The sequence below is a fragment of the Bacillus cereus group sp. MYBKT111-2 genome (assembly GCF_051915205.1).
Classification (GTDB): Bacteria; Bacillota; Bacilli; order Bacillales; family Bacillaceae_G; genus Bacillus_A; species Bacillus_A paranthracis.
On sequence record NZ_JBQAEG010000005.1, the window covers coordinates 288833 to 305035 of the forward strand.

Sequence of the window (16203 nt, forward strand, 5' to 3'; positions counted from 1 at the left end):
ACCTTTTTGTATGGAAAAAGGATTATATGCATTGGGAGGTTTAAACAAATGACGAGGAAGAATACAACGACAAACCCTTGGGCCAAGTTCCACGGTCCGAACCTTGGTTATGTTATTGAACAGTATGATCTTTACGTAACTGGAGCAGGTTCTGTTGATCCGGAATTACAAGAGCTTTTTGAAATTTTTGGAGCTCCTTCGTTTCAAGATGATGTCGTAACAGGGGACAACACAGCAACACATTTTTCTCCTCAAAACACAGGGAACATTGAAAAAATTCTTAAAGTCGTTCAGCTTGTTGAACAGATTCGTTCTTTCGGGCATACGTTGGCTCACATCAATCCGATGGAAGATGCTGCAAATGGACAATCTCTTCTTGAGAAAGCAATGAACGAACTGAGCGACGCTGATTTGAAAGCGATTCCAGCAAAAACAGTATGGCAAGATGCACCAGAAGGTATTCACACTGCACTTGATGTAATTCATAGATTAAAAGAAGTGTATACACAAACTTTAGCTTATGAATTTTCTCATATACAAGATAGTGAAGAACGCGCGTGGTTGCATCAAATGGTGGAATCAAATTCATTGCGTCAACCACTATCAAATCAAAAACGAACTGCTCTTTTAAAACGTTTAACAGCTGTTGAAGGTTTCGAGCAATTCTTGCATAAAACATTCGTTGGGCAAAAGCGTTTCTCTATCGAGGGCGTTGATATGCTTGTACCCGTTCTAGATGAAATTGTGCTAGAAGGTGCTAAAAACGGCGTAGAAGATGTCATGATTGGTATGGCTCACCGCGGTCGCCTAAGCGTACTTGCACACGTATTAGAAAAACCATATAGTCACATGTTTGCTGAGTTCAAACATGCAAAAATAGAAGGCGCAGTAGCAAACTCTGGTTGGACTGGCGACGTAAAATATCATTTAGGTAGAGAACAAGTCGTTAGTAACGAAGAAGTTAGTACTCGCGTTACATTAGCAAATAATCCAAGTCACCTTGAGTTCGTGAATCCTGTTGTAGAAGGTTTCGCACGTGCGGCTCAAGAAAATCGTAAAAAATCTGGTCTTCCAGAACAAGATACTTCAAAATCATTCGTAATTTTAGTTCACGGTGATGCTGCATTCCCTGGTCAAGGTATTGTATCTGAGACACTCAACTTAAGCAGATTGAATGCATATCAAACAGGCGGAACAATTCATGTTATCGCAAACAATGCAGTTGGTTTTACGACTGATAGCTATGATTCTCGTTCTACGAAATATTCAAGTGACCTTGCAAAAGGTTTCGATATTCCGATTGTTCACGTCAATGCTGATGATCCGGAAGCTTGTCTTGCTGCTGCTAATCTTGCGATTCAATATCGCATGTTGTTCAAAAAAGATTTCTTAATCGATTTAATTGGTTACCGCCGCTACGGTCATAACGAAATGGATGACCCAGCAGTTACACAACCACAAGTGTACAAAAAGATTAAAAATCACCCAACTGTAAGAGCAATTTATGCAGATCAATTACAAGCTGCTGGTGTTCTAAATGCAGATGAAATTGAAACAATTACACAGTTTACGCAAGAGCAATTAAAATCTGACTATGCACAAGTACCGCCAGCTGATACGAGCGATGCAACAATTCACGTTAAAGTGCCAGATGTCGTTGCAAAAGGTATTCAGCCAATTGATACTGGTGTTGAGCTTGACTCACTTCGTGCAATTAATGAAGGTCTACTCTCTTGGCCAGAAGGCTTTAACGTATATCCGAAAGTGAAGAAAATTCTTGAGCGCCGTAAAGACGCTCTTGAAGAGAACGGTAAAATTGAATGGGCACTTGCTGAGTCATTAGCATTCGCTTCTATTTTACAAGAAGGTACGCCAATTCGTTTAACTGGTCAAGATTCACAGCGTGGTACATTCGCGCATCGTCACATCGTATTACACGATACTGATACAAATGAAACATATTCACCATTACATCGCTTACCAAACATCAACGCTTCATTCTCTGTTCATAACAGTCCGTTATCAGAAGCTGCTGTTGTTGGTTACGAGTATGGTTATAACGTATTCGCACCAGAAACACTTGTTATGTGGGAAGCGCAATATGGTGACTTCTCAAATACTGCGCAAGCATTATTTGATCAATATGTTTCAGCTGGAAGAGCGAAATGGGGTCAAAAATCTGGTTTAGTTCTTCTATTACCACACGGTTATGAAGGTCAAGGACCAGAGCACTCTAGTGCGCGTCCTGAACGTTTCTTACAGTTAGCTGCTGAAAACAACTGGACAGTTGCAAACTTAACGAGCGCGGCACAATACTTCCATATTTTACGTCGTCAAGCATCTATCTTAGGAACAGAAGCTGTTCGACCATTAGTATTGATGACGCCAAAGAGTTTATTACGTCACCCACTTACGCTTTCAACTGCTAGTCAGTTAAGCGAAGGACGTTTCCAACCTGCTTTAGAACAAGAAAACCTTGGCACAAAACCAAACAAAGTAAAACGTCTTGTTTTAAGCACAGGTAAAATGGCGATTGACTTAGCGGCAGAAATTGAGTCTGGTAAACATGAGTACAACTTAGATGAAGTTCATGTCGTTCGTATTGAACAGCTGTACCCATTCCCTGCTGAGAAAGTTCAATCTATTATTAAACGCTTTAAAAACTTAGAAGAAATTATTTGGGTTCAAGAAGAACCTCGTAATATGGGCGCATGGCATTACATGGCTCCAATTCTGTTCGAACTAGCTGGAGATAAAGTGAAAACAGGTTATATTGGACGCCCAGATCGCTCTAGCCCATCTGGCGGCGATCCATTCGCTCACAAAGCTGAGCAAGAACTAATTGTTTCACACGCTTTAGACGTGAAGTATAACTTCCGTCAAGATAAACTAGAAATTGAAGTTTTCAGCAACTAAAAAGTAACAATGAAGATTTCTAGCTTGTTCCTTGGGCAGATATTCTGCCCAAGGTCAGGCTAACAAATGGAGATTACCGAAGACAAAAGAAGAAAAAACACACCGTTAGGCAAATAAGGGGAGGACATTTAAAATGATCGAAATTAAAGTACCTGAGCTTGCAGAATCTATTACTGAAGGAACTATCTCACAATGGCTTATCAACGTAGGCGACAAAGTTGAGAAAGGTGGCAGCGTTGTTGAGCTTGAAACTGATAAAGTCAATGTAGAAATCATTGCAGAAGATTCAGGTATTGTATCGAAGTTACTAGGCGAACCTGGGGATACAGTTGAAGTTGGCGCAACTATCGCAATTTTAGACGCAAACGGAGCACCAGTTGCAGTAAGTACACCTGCACCGTTGGCTGAGCAACCAAAACAAGAAACAACTGAAGCACCAAAAGCTGCGGCACCAAGTGCTGAACAAACTGCAACTTTACAAGGTTTACCAAATACAAACCGTCCTATCGCATCACCAGCTGCTAGAAAAATGGCTCGTGAATTAGGAATCGACTTAAACGACGTACGTAGCACAGATCCACTTGGACGTGTGAGACCACACGATGTACAAGCTCATGCTGCAGCACCAAAAGAAGCACCAGCTGCTCCAAAAAGTCCAGCTCCTGCTCCAGTTGCAAAAACTGAATTCGAAAAACCAGTTGAGCGCGTGAAAATGTCCCGCCGCCGTCAAACAATTGCAAAACGTCTTGTAGAAGTTCAACAAACATCTGCAATGTTAACAACATTTAACGAAGTTGATATGACTGCAATCATGGAATTACGTAAAGAGCGTAAAGATGCTTTCGAGAAAAAACATGATGTACGTCTTGGTTTCATGTCATTCTTCACAAAAGCAGTTGTTGCAGCATTAAAACAATTCCCATTATTAAATGCTGAAATTCAAGGCGACGAGCTTATCATTAAAAAATTCTATGATATCGGTATTGCAGTAGCAGCTCCAGATGGATTAGTTGTTCCAGTTGTACGCGATGCGAACCAATTAAACTTCGCTGAAATCGAAAGCGAAATTCGTGAATTAGGTAAAAAAGCACGTGATAACAAACTTTCATTAAAAGAACTACAAGGTGGTACATTTACAATTACAAACGGTGGTGTGTTCGGTTCTCTAATGTCAACACCGATCCTAAACAGCCCACAAGTTGGTATTTTAGGAATGCACAAAATCCAAGTACGTCCAGTTGCAATCGATAACGAACGTATGGAAAACCGCCCAATGATGTACATCGCTTTATCTTACGATCACCGTATTGTTGATGGTAAAGAAGCGGTTAGCTTCCTTGTTGCTGTTAAAGATATGCTTGAAGATCCAAAATCATTATTATTAGAAGGTTGATAGATTTATAATCTATTACAGGCTGTAGAATATATCATTCTACAGCTTTTTTTATTGCATTCATACGGGACAAATCGCATGACATAAGGTAATAATGTATGCCTAAAAAGTAAGGAGGATTAAAATGAGTAACCTTCCAGCACATGCAAAACTAAAAGCAAATAAAGATACTTTCTTCCTCCCCGACTCAAACGGGGGTGTCTATTTTCGAAATAACGCCAGTTCATTTCGTATGGACGGTGACGGAATTTATAACTGGATTGAAAAATTAATGCCAATGTTTAACGGTAATTATTCTTTAGCAGAAATAACGGATGGTCTCCCTCTCCCCTATCAAAATCGTGTATTTGAAATTGGAGAGATTTTATATACAAATGGGTTTGTCCGTGATGTAAGTCAAGATGCACCTCATGAATTAAACAGTGCGTTACTTGATAGATATGCTTCGCAAATTGAATTTCTAGAAGCAGATTCTCATTCAGGCGCTTTAAAATTTGAAACGTACCGCAATGCAAATGTACTTATAATCGGCTCTGGAGATATGCTTACTTCCTTAGTTTCTTCTTTATTAGAATCCGGATTACCTACCTTTCATTACCTTGTGACAGATTATGAAGAAACGAATTACGACCGTATTCACGAGCTAGTAGAACTTGCGCATGAAGTAGATGATGCCGTACTTGTTCAAGAAATAGATACAACAATTGATCGTCCCCTGCATGAAGTGTTCGAGCCTTTCGACTGGATTTTATACGTTTCGCAAAATGGAGATATCGAAGGACTAAGAGCAGTTCATGCGATTTGCAAGGAAATAGGAAAGAACTTCATACCTGCTGTCTGTTTATCAACAGTTGGTTTAGCTGGTCCTGTCGTAACAACTAATCGTGAAGAATGCTGGGAGTCCGCATGGCATCGGCTACATGAAACGACTTTACAAAATGAACATTCATCAGCCGCCTTCTCTCCTATTACATCCGCCATGCTAGCAAATATAATCGTTTTTGAATTATTTAAACATGTTGCTGATGATTCACATCGAGAAAAGAATCCGCAATTCTTTTTATTAAATTATGAAACACTTGAAGGAACATGGCATCCTTTTATAAAACATCCTCTCGCCACTGATGAAAGTTTTACAATTGATACGATAGAAAACCTTTCTGAAAAACTTGAGCATCGGTCTAACCAACATACCTCAACTGATTTATTCCGTTTTTTCGATTCATTAACTTCTAAAGAAACTGGTATATTCCATGTATGGGATGAAGAAGATTTATATCAGTTACCATTATCACAATGTAATATTCAAGTAGCTACACCGCTATCAGATGGCCCAGCTTCTCTCCTGCCTCTTATAACTTGCAGTGGCTTGACTCATAACGAAGCACGCCGAGAAGCTGGTTTAGTAGGAATTGAAACATACGTAGCAGAAATTATGCACCGCCTTATCCCTGAACATAACGATATCGGTATTGGCGCTGGAGAAACGATGACAGAGGGTGTATACCGGGCACTACAACAACATTTAAATCACAAATTGTATGAACGACAATCACATATGCTAGAAGAAATTACGACGGTCGACTTAACCGAAATTCATGATAAACATTGTAGATTTTATTACGATGCCCTCGCTACCATTCATGAAACACCTAAAATCGCAATGGGTGAAGATATTCTCAGCTTTCCAGTCGTTTGGGTTGGTATACATGATCGATGGTACGGTGCATCTAATATTAATATGACGTTAGCGTTACGAAACGCACTACAACTATCGCTTCTTCATATTCAAAATGAAGAGACTCCTTACAGCACTAATATTTTGCCTGAATCCTCTATTATTTTATATGACACGGATTCTTTTAGAGTGGAAATACAAGCGGAAAAAGAAATTCCAGGTGTGCAATCATTACAGCTTGCCCTGCAACATTTAGAAGAACATCATTTTTATCCATTCGTGTTTGATTTAGCGATTGAATCATTTTTGAAAGAAAACTTAGATGGTGTGTACGGGGTATTAATTGCAAAGGAGGACGGTCTATGACTCAAAATATATTACTTATAGGGGATGGCATTCTTGCAGACTATGTACATGATCAATTATACAAACAATATTCCATCATTCGCCAACATACAATTGCAGACGAACTCCCTGAAAATATCGACCTCGCTCTCGTATTACACGACGGCTCTCCTTCTACTATTCATCATGACGCTGAGCTAACTTTCCGGTCAAATCATATTCCGTGGCTACGTGGTTTTACTTCATTTGGTGAAGGGATTATCGGGCCTTATATTCACCCTCCTGCAGCGGGATGCACTCATTGTGCCGATGGACGACGCTTTATCGCTGGATTTGATCAAAAAGAAATGTGGGAGTTACAACGAAAATATGTGGTAAAAGAAGAAAACGTAACGAGGCGTGATGTACGTGCCACCCAAAATGGCATTCTGCAAATGTGCCATCTTATTTGCGCAGAAACAGAGAAAATATTAACTCATACTCATTCTTCTTTAGAAAATGAACTCATTTTACTAAACTTACAAACACTGCAATGTACGCGGCATTCTTTTCTTCCAGATCCGCTCTGTCCTGTATGTAGTAATTTGCCTGATGACACGGCAGATGCAGCAGCGATTTCATTACAACCGAGCTTAAAAACAAGTGATGCAACATATCGCTGTCGTTCCATTCATGAACTAAACACATTTTTAACGAAGGACTATTTAGATTACCGAGTCGGTATGTTGAACGGAAAAATGCAGCATTCTTTATTACCATTTGCTGACGTTATTATAAACATGCCATTAATGTTTGGAAATGAAGGGGTTGCAGGCCGAACTCTTTCATTTGCAATAAGTGAAGCAACTGCTATTTTAGAAGGTTTAGAGCGATATTGTGGTATGTCACCTCGAGGGAAAAAGACAAATGTGCATGGTAGTTTTCATGATGTAGAGGATCATGCACTAAATCCCCTTACGCTCGGTGTACATACAAATGAACACTATAATCGTGATGGTTTTCCATTTAAACCGTTTGATCCTGACTATGAACAAAACTGGGTATGGGGATATTCATTGTCACAAAACCGGCCAATTTTAGTTCCTGAATCAATCGCTTATTATAGCCTCGGTCATCGAGATGCTTACGTATATGAAACATCAAATGGCTGTGCCATTGGTGGTAGTTTAGAAGAAGCAATTTTTCACGGCATTTTAGAAATTGTAGAGCGTGACGCCTTTTTGCTCACTTGGTATGCCGAATTACCTCTTCCCCGCCTTGATCTTAGTTCAGCAAATGATACAGAATTACAATTAATGATTCAGCGGCTGTACACGATTACCGGTTATGAATTGCATGCTTTTAACGCAACGATGGAACACGGTATCCCGAGCTTATGGGTAATTGCGAAAAATACGCGTGAAAATGGAATGAATGTCGTTTGTGCTGGAGGCTCTCATTTGGACCCAGTCCGTGCTTTAAAGAGTGCCATTCACGAAATAGCAGGTATGTTACTTATAACAGACGATGAACTCGAACAAAAAAGAGAGCACTACGAAAATTGCTTACAAGACCCTTATCTCGTAAATAAAATGGAAGACCATAGTATGCTGTACGGATTGAAAGAAGCAGAAGAACGTCTTCACTTTCTTTTACGCGGGGATGCTCCGGTGCAATCGTTCCAAGAAATGAACGGATTACAATCAGTTGATCTGGATTTAACATCCGATCTTAATCAACTTTTAAACCGCCTGCAGCAATCTGGACTTGAAGTAATCGTTGTCGATCAAACAGTACCTCTTATAGAAAAAAACGGATTACATTGTGTAAAAGTCATTATTCCAGGCATGCTACCGATGACATTTGGTCACCATCTCACTCGACTTACAGGGCTAGATCGAGTATATACCGTACCGATGACACTTGGATATACAGACGAACCTTTAACGACTGAACAATTAAATCCACATCCGCACCCGTTTCCATAGTAAAGGAGGGGATTTCATGCAACTAGATACTTTTTTACATCATCTCCATTTCTCTATCGATGAAATTATGCCAAATCATGAAATAGACTGGGAAGATGCACCGCTTCCTTATAAATTATATCGAAACTTACCTATTATCCCTCTCTCTTTAGAAATCCCATTATCTTTACCTAACTCTTCTACTACACCTACTTTGAAAGAGATTGGTCATTATCTTTGGTGTTCATTTGGTTTAACCCAGTTATGTCAGCTAAATAGCGAGAAAATTTTATTTCGAAGATCTATCCCTTCCGGCGGCGCTTTGTATCCAAATGAATTGTATATATATTTAAAAATTGACGATTATCCAGACGGCATTTACCATTACGACGCCGCGCATCACCGACTTATTTTACTTCGCGAAGGAAATTTCGATTCTTATATTACAGAAGCACTCGGCAATCGTTGTAACATACAATCTTGTTTTGGTGCTGCATTCGTATCCACTATGTTTTGGAAAAACTACTTTAAATACAATAACTTTTCGTATCGGCTTCAAGGATTAGATAGCGGTGTTCTCATCGGCCAATTACTGGAATGTGCCAAACAATTTGGTTACACAAATGGTGTATATTTTCAGTTTCTAGACCGTGCAATCAATCATTTACTCGGACTGTCAGAAGGAGAAGAAAGCGTGTATGCTGTCGTTCCTTTCAGTACAGAACCACAAACGAATTGGTTTCACAATGATTACCGTGAACATAAAACAATTACTTCTCATGAGCTATTACAACAAATTCCGCCTTTAGCACATGAACATTTCGTTCGCTCAAAGCATGTAAATGAGTATCCGATGATAACAAAAATAAATGAAGCTTCTATGATCGAATCGACAGCACAGTTCCAAACACTAGCTCATGAAGAGCACTATCAACATCATGCGCACGCTGTACAACTGCCGAAAGTAGAGCGTTTATCTTATGATTTCTTACAACTTTGCCGAAAACGGTATTCCCCTGATGCTGACTTTATTTTTACAAAATGGGATGCAGCCGAGCTCGCTACTTTACTACAAGAAGCGAGCCTCTCCTTCCCTTATTACAACGACATTGATGGTACGTATGTAAATGAAAATGTGCGCGTCTCATTATATGGATGTTTCTATAACGTAAAAGATATAGAAAACGGCGCTTACACTTATAACAGTAAAACACATTCCATACAATCACTTCGATATGGGGACCTTCGTTATCCCCTTCAATCTAGTATGACGATGGATAACGTAAACCTTTTTCAAGTACCACTTTGCTTACATGTAGTCGGAAAGAAAGATTACTATACAAATGCATTAGGCTATAGAGGGTACCGTATTCATCAAATGGAGGCAGGTATACTCGTTCACAAACTCGTTTTTGCAGCGACCGCAATGGGGATGGGCGGGCATCCTTTACTTAGTTTTGATACAAATTCATGTGATCAGTTGTACGGAATAGATGCTGGGAATGAAACGTCACTTATTCAAATTCCTGTTGGAGCGTATCGAGCGAGGAATTGGTTAAAAGGGGATTTGCGTATTTAGAAGCACGCCGCTCATCGGCGTGCTTTTTTTAAAGGACTTACTTAATAAAAAGAGAAGTGAGTATATATTCTTACATAAAAGGAGAGTTTAACTTGAACATTTTACAACGATTAATCCAGTAAGCAAAAAATCCTCGGGGGACAATTGGTTCTTCCATGCTTTGTATTATGAACAGTGCACATACGAGACTAACCAATTGGGCATTACAAAAAGTATATATAAAGAAAGAGGCAATTATATTAGATATTGGTTGTGGCGGCGGTAAAACGATACACACTCTTTCAAAACGAACTCCACTTGGAAAAATATACGGGATTGATTACTCCTATCAAGCTGTAAAAAATTCGATACAGACGAATATAAAGGATGTTCAAAAACAAAAAGTCATTGTTCAACAAGCAAGCGTTTCTTCTATTCCCTATCATACGAACTTCTTCGATCTCATTACCGCTTTTCAAACACACTACTTCTGGCCTGATGTGGAACAAGATATAAAAGAAGTATTCCGCGTCCTACAGCCAAACGGATCCTTTTTATTAGTGGCTGAAACTTTCAAAATTCAATATCATATGGAGAAATGCAAAACGAATGAAGAATTAGTAAACCAATTTTATAAAACAGGATTTACAAGCGTGAAATGTTATGAAGAAAGAGGATACCTTTGTGTAATAGGGACCAAGTAAAAAAACAGACCCTTTGAGGCCTGCTTTTTTACTAGATTAACTTAAAAATACTCTTAATTTGTCTCGCAAATAACCAATTTTTCGTACCGTAGTTATCATTTAAACTATCTAAATGGATAGTTTGTCCGTTAGCAAACTTTAATTCTAACGTTGTATTTTTATCGTTTGTTTTTAAGTTACTATGTGTAATAGCATCATACTTTAATTTTTCAATCTCAATATACTCTTCTTTTTCTTGTCCAATCACGACATGGTCTTGGAAGAAGAACAATACTTCTACTTTCTTACCGAAACAAAATACATTTTTCGTATAAATTAATGTCGCATTATCAAGTCCGACGCATACTTCTTTCATCTCTTCAATAACGTGTCCAAAGTCTTCTTCATGTCTTGCGTTTGATTCAGCAATCCATTCTTCGATTGTTTTCATGTTAATTGCCATACTGTGCCCCCTGGTTCGTTCATTGCTTTGTTTAAAAACTAAATACTATATGACAATATAAGCGATACGTACTATGTTTTCAAGGGTGAACGGTATATTCAAAATAAAGTTAAATTTCAAAGTAATATACTAGGAGCACCAATCTCATTGTATTTTAAACGTTTGCACGAGGCATTCTTCATCATCGATTAACTGTATTTTCTCATCAAATTCGATGTTTAGCTCCCTATATACTTTCTTCCAAAAAGAAACGGCTGGTACATTTTTCACAAGTTCGATAACGAAATATTGCCCTCGTTTCTCTTTTAATACATTTTTAATAACTTGTTTACCGATTCCTTTCCCCTTGTATTGATTCAATATGAAAATGTCATGAATACTAAAGTCATTTTCCTTCTTTAAGAATGGACGTTCCAGTAGTAATAAAAATCCTACAATCTCATTATCACTTTTAATAAAATACGGAGTGATTCCATCATTTCCCCAAAACATATGTAAATCTTCGTATTCAAAAAATCCATTTGCTTCAATTGTTATATTGGGTGTGAACTTAGAGAGGTCATGCAGATATAGTGCATATAAATTACGCAATATTTCTTTTTCTGATTCTTGAACAGTTTGAAGTGTTGCAAACATTTTTAATGATCCCCTTTCCCATATATAACTGTTTCTCCCTCTTTAATATTCGCTAAAAAAGTGTACCTCCCTTTGCAAAAAAATAGCACTTAAAAAGTGCTATTCCGCTCGTCTTGCCGCTTGCTGAATTGGATCCCAAACGCTGTTATATGGTGGTGCATAACTTAAGTCCACATCTTCTAAATCGTGAATGCTCATTTTATTGAAGAGTGCCATTGCGATCACATCAATCCGTTTATCTACACCTTCTTCTCCAATTACTTGTCCACCTAATAATTGTTTCGTGTCAGAACGGTATAGTAATTTCAAGTAAAGTGGTTTTGCATTTGGATAATAGCCCGCCATATTTGTAGAATCTACTTTGACCGTTTTATACGGAATGTGTAGCCCTTTTGCTTCTTTTTCATTTAACCCTGTTCTTGCGAGTGTCAAATCCATAAATTTAATAATGCCTGTGCCTAACGTACCTTTAAAAGCTCTTCGTTTATCAAGCATATTCAGTCCAGCAAGTCGCCCTTGCTTATTGGCAGTCGTTCCGAGCGGGATATGATCATGAATTTCCTTTATAACGTGGTAATGTGTTGCGCAATCACCGGCTGCATATACGTCTTGCACATTTGTTTGCATATATGCATTTACTTCGATTGCTCCTTTATGATTCTTACGTATATTTGTCCCTTTAAGAAAATCAGTATTTGGCTTCACTCCAACCGACACTAAAACAAGATCTGCTTTATACGTACCTTTATCCGTTTCGATTGCTTCTACTCGTTCATTTCCTTTAAATGCTTTTACATTTTCATTCGTTAAAATTTCAATATGATGCTTATCTGCTTCTTTATGTATATATTCCGCCATATCTGCATCGTAAATTGTACCTATATGATCATTTCGCTCAATCATTCTTACTTTCTTACCAAGTTCGACGAATGTTTCTGCCATCTCAAGTCCAATGGCACCACCGCCAATAATCGTTACATCTTCAACTTTATTCGTTTCTAGCGTTTTTAATATGCGCTCAGCATCAGGAATTGTTTTTAAAAGATGAACGCCTTGTAATTCCCGTCCTTCCCATTCTGGCATAACAGGACGCACTCCAGTCGCAATTAATAATCGATCATATGGAAATTCAAAGACATCCTTCGTCTTCGTATGCTCTGCGTACACCATTTTCTTTTCCGTATCTACTTTCGTTACTTCATGACGCACTTTCGCATCAATTCCATATTTCTCACGAAACGTCTTTACGTTGCGCGCGATTAACTTTTCAGTTGAAGCGATAGCACCACTAATGACATACGGTAATCCACACTGAGCGTATGAATAAATTTCACCTTTTTCTAAAGTTACAACATTTGCATTTTCATCGTTTCTAACAATTTGCATAGCTGCACTCATACCAGCTGCATCTCCGCCAATAATGACATAGTTCACTTTACCACTCCTTCTTTTTTACATACTCTTTACGTTTTCCATATTTTATAGAAATAACACCTACTTCCATTGTAAAGAAAGAGAATTTCATCTTCAAATTTGGTGCACAAACCTATGCCTAAATAGGTAACTGTCGTGCCTTATAAACAACATGTTTAATATGCTATAACAGTTACTATTGAAAGTAGGTGAAATATATGTGCGCCGGCCTTCTCGCCCAGCTTCCAGATGAACCGCAAGAACCAAAAGAACCGAAACCCGCCGTCTCACTTGACCAAGAATTTTCCATTAATGCAACAATATATAGCGCTCGTGCTTGGTTATCTAACGATGATACATTTGCGCAAGATATTTGGAAAGCTACCCAATTCGCTTCAGCATCACATGCTGGCAAGTCCATCTTTCCAGTCGGTTCTGTTAAAATTATAAACTTCTCTGATGATACAATTACTGTTATTGCTTCACCAGAATCAGATCATGCGCTCAAAATAGTCGTACCACCCCATTCCGAGGCAGCCCTAACGTCTGGTCCTTTATCACATATACAGGCTAGTACATCAGGAGGATCCAGTAAAGTCACATTTCTCTTTCACATCTTTTTCTCAAGGGATCCTGGTTCAGATAAATAACGATAAAAAGGTACAGTTATGCACTGTACCTTTTTATCGTGTTCTATTCTCTTGATTTAATGAGTTCAACATTATAAGATTCAATATCCGTTAACTTTCCTGTATAATATTTGTTTTCTCTATACCAAGACTGTTTTGAAAAATATGTCCATGCCTTGCGTATATTTCGTTTCTCTCTATTTTCAATTGTTCTTTCGATAAGTATGTTAAGTCCCCACTCGTTAATTTTCGGATATCACTATCAGGAAAGATGAAACCATTATATACATACCGAGGTTTTGATAAAATTGCAAACCATCTTCAAACTAAGTTCCATACTTTGTACATACATTCAACCACCTTTTCGTTAGAAGCCAGTGAATCCCTGTGTAAAGGTTTGAATGATCGTGCTAATGTAAGACCACAGTACAATGAATGTTGCAATTCCAATTAAAACATTTGCGATAAGAAGTGTATAAATAAGGTCTAATCCGCCGTTATCTAGCTTTACTATAGCGACAATTATACTAATTGACATATACGTTGTAGCCAGCCCTAATAAGATTGGTAAGAAAAAGATTAATAAAAAGCTAAACAGAAAAGAAAGAACTAATATGACAATAGCCGGCGTCGCTATCGTTCCCCATATACCAAATACTTCAAGAAACGAAAAAGATGATTTCATCATCTTACCACTTACAAAAATAATAAATCCGACAAATAAAGTTAAAATTAATAAAAAGAAAAAGACCGTTATAGATTCTCCAAAAAACGTGGGAGTAGATATATCTGGTGCAAATGTTCTCGTAACTGCTGATGCTGCACTCATCATTCTATAAAAAATACATGCTCCTAAAAAACAAATAAGAACAAGACTTACAATTCCATTTCGCACTTCAATAGCGCCGCTTTTCATAATCGCTGTCGGTGCTTTGAAAGCATGTTTAAAAAACTGAAAATACCCACCCACAAATCGCTTCGCTTTCTCTACCGTTTCATTCGGACGAGTTTCCTTCGCTTGTGCTATGCGTACTTGTTGCTCACCTTCTTCCTGTGAACTACTCGCTACTGCCCCCTCCGTTAACGAATGTCCACAATTCCCGCAAAACTTTGCCTCTGCTCTATTTTCTGTATGACACGCCAGACATTTCATTCTCGCATTCCCCCCTTAAGCAGATACCATATAGGGTGTTACAAATTCAATATATGACTTTGTACATAAAACATGACTACAAGAAAAAGATTCTGAAATCCTCCTTCCGAAAGAAAATATATGTGCTAGCAATCTTGAAAAAAAATGCTATTATGAAACAGAATAAAGTGAAACTTTAATCAGTGGGGGTTTTCTTCATCCCCCACTGATTATTAGTTGAACCAATCGGACTTTTATGGGCAGTTGATCCCCTACCTAACTTCTTTGCTTTCGCTGAATTTTGAGGTGGGGGTCTTACTGCCCATTAAAGTCGGATAAATAATGTTTCTAACAGATTGGATGACTGGCAATGGAATTGGTAAACTCAATTTTTCAAATACTCCTTACAAGCGTAATCCAATTATTATCTTTAATTGGCGTTATCATTGTAATTGGATTTCTATTAGGCTATTTAGAATCTCTCACACGCATGTATTGGTCGAGAGCTTTTGGAAGAAAAGGATTCCTATTAACGGCTTGGATCGGTGTTCCGATTCACGAACTTGGACATGCCATTATGTGCGTACTGTTCCGTCATAAAATTGTGGCGACTCAGTTCTTCCCAACAGATACAAGTCAAGGGGCCTTAGGTTATATACAACATCAATACAATCAAAAAAGTGTGTATCAACGAATTGGGAATTTCTTTATCGGCATTGGGCCTATTATTTCTGGTATTACTGCATTAATCCTTTTAATGCGCTATTTCGTACCAGAATCATATTTTTTATTTCATACAACTCTCGAAAAAACGATTGCTTCTACTTCTATTAATGTAGAAATGATTCAAAACATGCTCTTGTCGACGTTTGTATTATTGAAAAGCTTATTTACAATCGGCAATTTATTGAATCCTTCCTTTTGGTTATTTTTATTTATCGCCATTTGCATTTCCGCACATATCGCTTTAAGTAAACCAGACATTAAAGGATCAATAGACGGTGTTGTCGTCATGTTTATCGTGTTATTTTTATTCAACATAATAGCAGGACTGTTTCAATACGACAGTAATCAGCTAATTGGACAGGTTATGAAATATAATATGTATCTCATTGCGTTTTCTAGTGTGGCACTGCTGTTCTCTTGTCTTTCTACACTCGTTAGTTTTTCGTTTTATAAAATAAGAAGAGGGCGTTCTTTTTGAACGCCCTCTTCTTATTCTCTCAAGATGATTAATGAATTTTTCTCCTATATTCTTTATTTCACCACTAATAACTAGCTTTTGTACATGAGCAACTATTCCAACTAAATTCTTAAGAATAAACGGGCTGTTCACCTAATGGAAATATTAAATTCTTCCTTTCAAATACTATTCTATACACCAATAATAAGCTCAAGAGAAAACTATTTA

Annotated in this window: 12 protein-coding genes and 1 pseudogene; 8 read left to right on the forward strand and 5 right to left on the reverse strand. The window is 38.0% G+C overall.

Annotation, left to right across the window (positions count from 1 at the left end; genetic code table 11):
- Positions 1-48: 48 nt before the first annotated feature.
- From odhA to ACTFNE_RS16750, 6 genes are all read left to right on the forward strand, one after another.
- Positions 49-2916: a 2-oxoglutarate dehydrogenase E1 component gene (gene odhA, locus ACTFNE_RS16725; protein WP_046198552.1), complete on the forward strand. Its 2868-nt coding sequence runs from the start codon at positions 49-51 to the stop codon at positions 2914-2916.
- A 133-nt stretch (positions 2917-3049) separates the two neighbouring features.
- Positions 3050-4309 (forward strand): 2-oxoglutarate dehydrogenase complex dihydrolipoyllysine-residue succinyltransferase, encoded by a 1260-nt coding sequence (gene odhB, locus ACTFNE_RS16730; protein WP_000569916.1) that lies wholly within the window; start codon positions 3050-3052, stop codon positions 4307-4309.
- Positions 4310-4433: 124 nt separating this feature from the next.
- Positions 4434-6353, forward strand: a complete 1920-nt coding sequence (locus ACTFNE_RS16735) for a putative thiazole-containing bacteriocin maturation protein (protein WP_270706171.1) — start codon at positions 4434-4436, stop codon at positions 6351-6353.
- On the forward strand, positions 6350-8299 hold the full coding sequence (locus ACTFNE_RS16740; RefSeq protein WP_270706173.1) for a TOMM precursor leader peptide-binding protein: 1950 nt from the start codon (positions 6350-6352) through the stop codon (positions 8297-8299). Before ACTFNE_RS16735 ends, ACTFNE_RS16740 begins: the two co-directional genes overlap by 4 nt.
- 16 nt (positions 8300-8315) lie before the next feature.
- A complete protein-coding gene (locus tag ACTFNE_RS16745) occupies positions 8316-9857 on the forward strand; it encodes a SagB family peptide dehydrogenase (protein WP_270706175.1) in 1542 nt (513 codons plus the stop codon).
- Positions 9858-10000: 143 nt separating this feature from the next.
- Positions 10001-10540, forward strand: a complete 540-nt coding sequence (locus ACTFNE_RS16750) for a class I SAM-dependent methyltransferase (protein WP_270706193.1) — start codon at positions 10001-10003, stop codon at positions 10538-10540.
- Between the two features lie 31 nt (positions 10541-10571).
- On the opposite strand, the gene ACTFNE_RS16755 is transcribed toward ACTFNE_RS16750, so the two are convergent.
- The 3 genes from ACTFNE_RS16755 to ACTFNE_RS16765 all read right to left on the reverse strand — a co-directional run bounded on the left by ACTFNE_RS16755 (position 10572) and on the right by ACTFNE_RS16765 (position 13052).
- Complete coding sequence (locus ACTFNE_RS16755) at positions 10572-10982, reverse strand: DUF3908 family protein (RefSeq protein WP_046198557.1); 411 nt, start codon at positions 10980-10982, stop codon at positions 10572-10574.
- 144 nt (positions 10983-11126) lie between these two features.
- Entirely contained in the window at positions 11127-11618 is a 492-nt protein-coding gene (locus ACTFNE_RS16760) for a GNAT family N-acetyltransferase (RefSeq protein ID WP_270706177.1), read from the reverse strand.
- A gap of 99 nt (positions 11619-11717) precedes the next feature.
- Positions 11718-13052, reverse strand: a complete 1335-nt coding sequence (locus tag ACTFNE_RS16765; RefSeq protein ID WP_270706179.1) for a CoA-disulfide reductase — start codon at positions 13050-13052, stop codon at positions 11718-11720.
- Positions 13053-13249: 197 nt separating this feature from the next.
- On the opposite strand from ACTFNE_RS16765, the gene ACTFNE_RS16770 reads away from it, so the two are divergent.
- Positions 13250-13681: a hypothetical protein gene (locus ACTFNE_RS16770; protein ID WP_000332405.1), complete on the forward strand. Its 432-nt coding sequence runs from the start codon at positions 13250-13252 to the stop codon at positions 13679-13681.
- 43 nt (positions 13682-13724) lie between these two features.
- On the opposite strand, the pseudogene ACTFNE_RS16775 reads toward ACTFNE_RS16770, so the two are convergent.
- Positions 13725-13951: pseudogene (locus tag ACTFNE_RS16775) on the reverse strand (YARHG domain-containing protein); the annotation flags it as partial.
- Positions 13952-14027: 76 nt separating this feature from the next.
- Positions 14028-14813 carry a zinc ribbon domain-containing protein gene (locus ACTFNE_RS16780; RefSeq protein WP_046198559.1) on the reverse strand — a complete coding sequence of 262 codons (786 nt, stop codon included), beginning with the start codon at positions 14811-14813 and terminating at the stop codon, positions 14028-14030.
- A 349-nt stretch (positions 14814-15162) separates the two neighbouring features.
- Here ACTFNE_RS16780 and ACTFNE_RS16785 point away from each other — a divergent pair, with 349 nt between their 5' ends.
- Complete coding sequence (locus tag ACTFNE_RS16785; protein ID WP_046198560.1) at positions 15163-15996, forward strand: hypothetical protein; 834 nt, start codon at positions 15163-15165, stop codon at positions 15994-15996.
- The last annotated feature ends 207 nt before the right edge of the window (positions 15997-16203 follow it).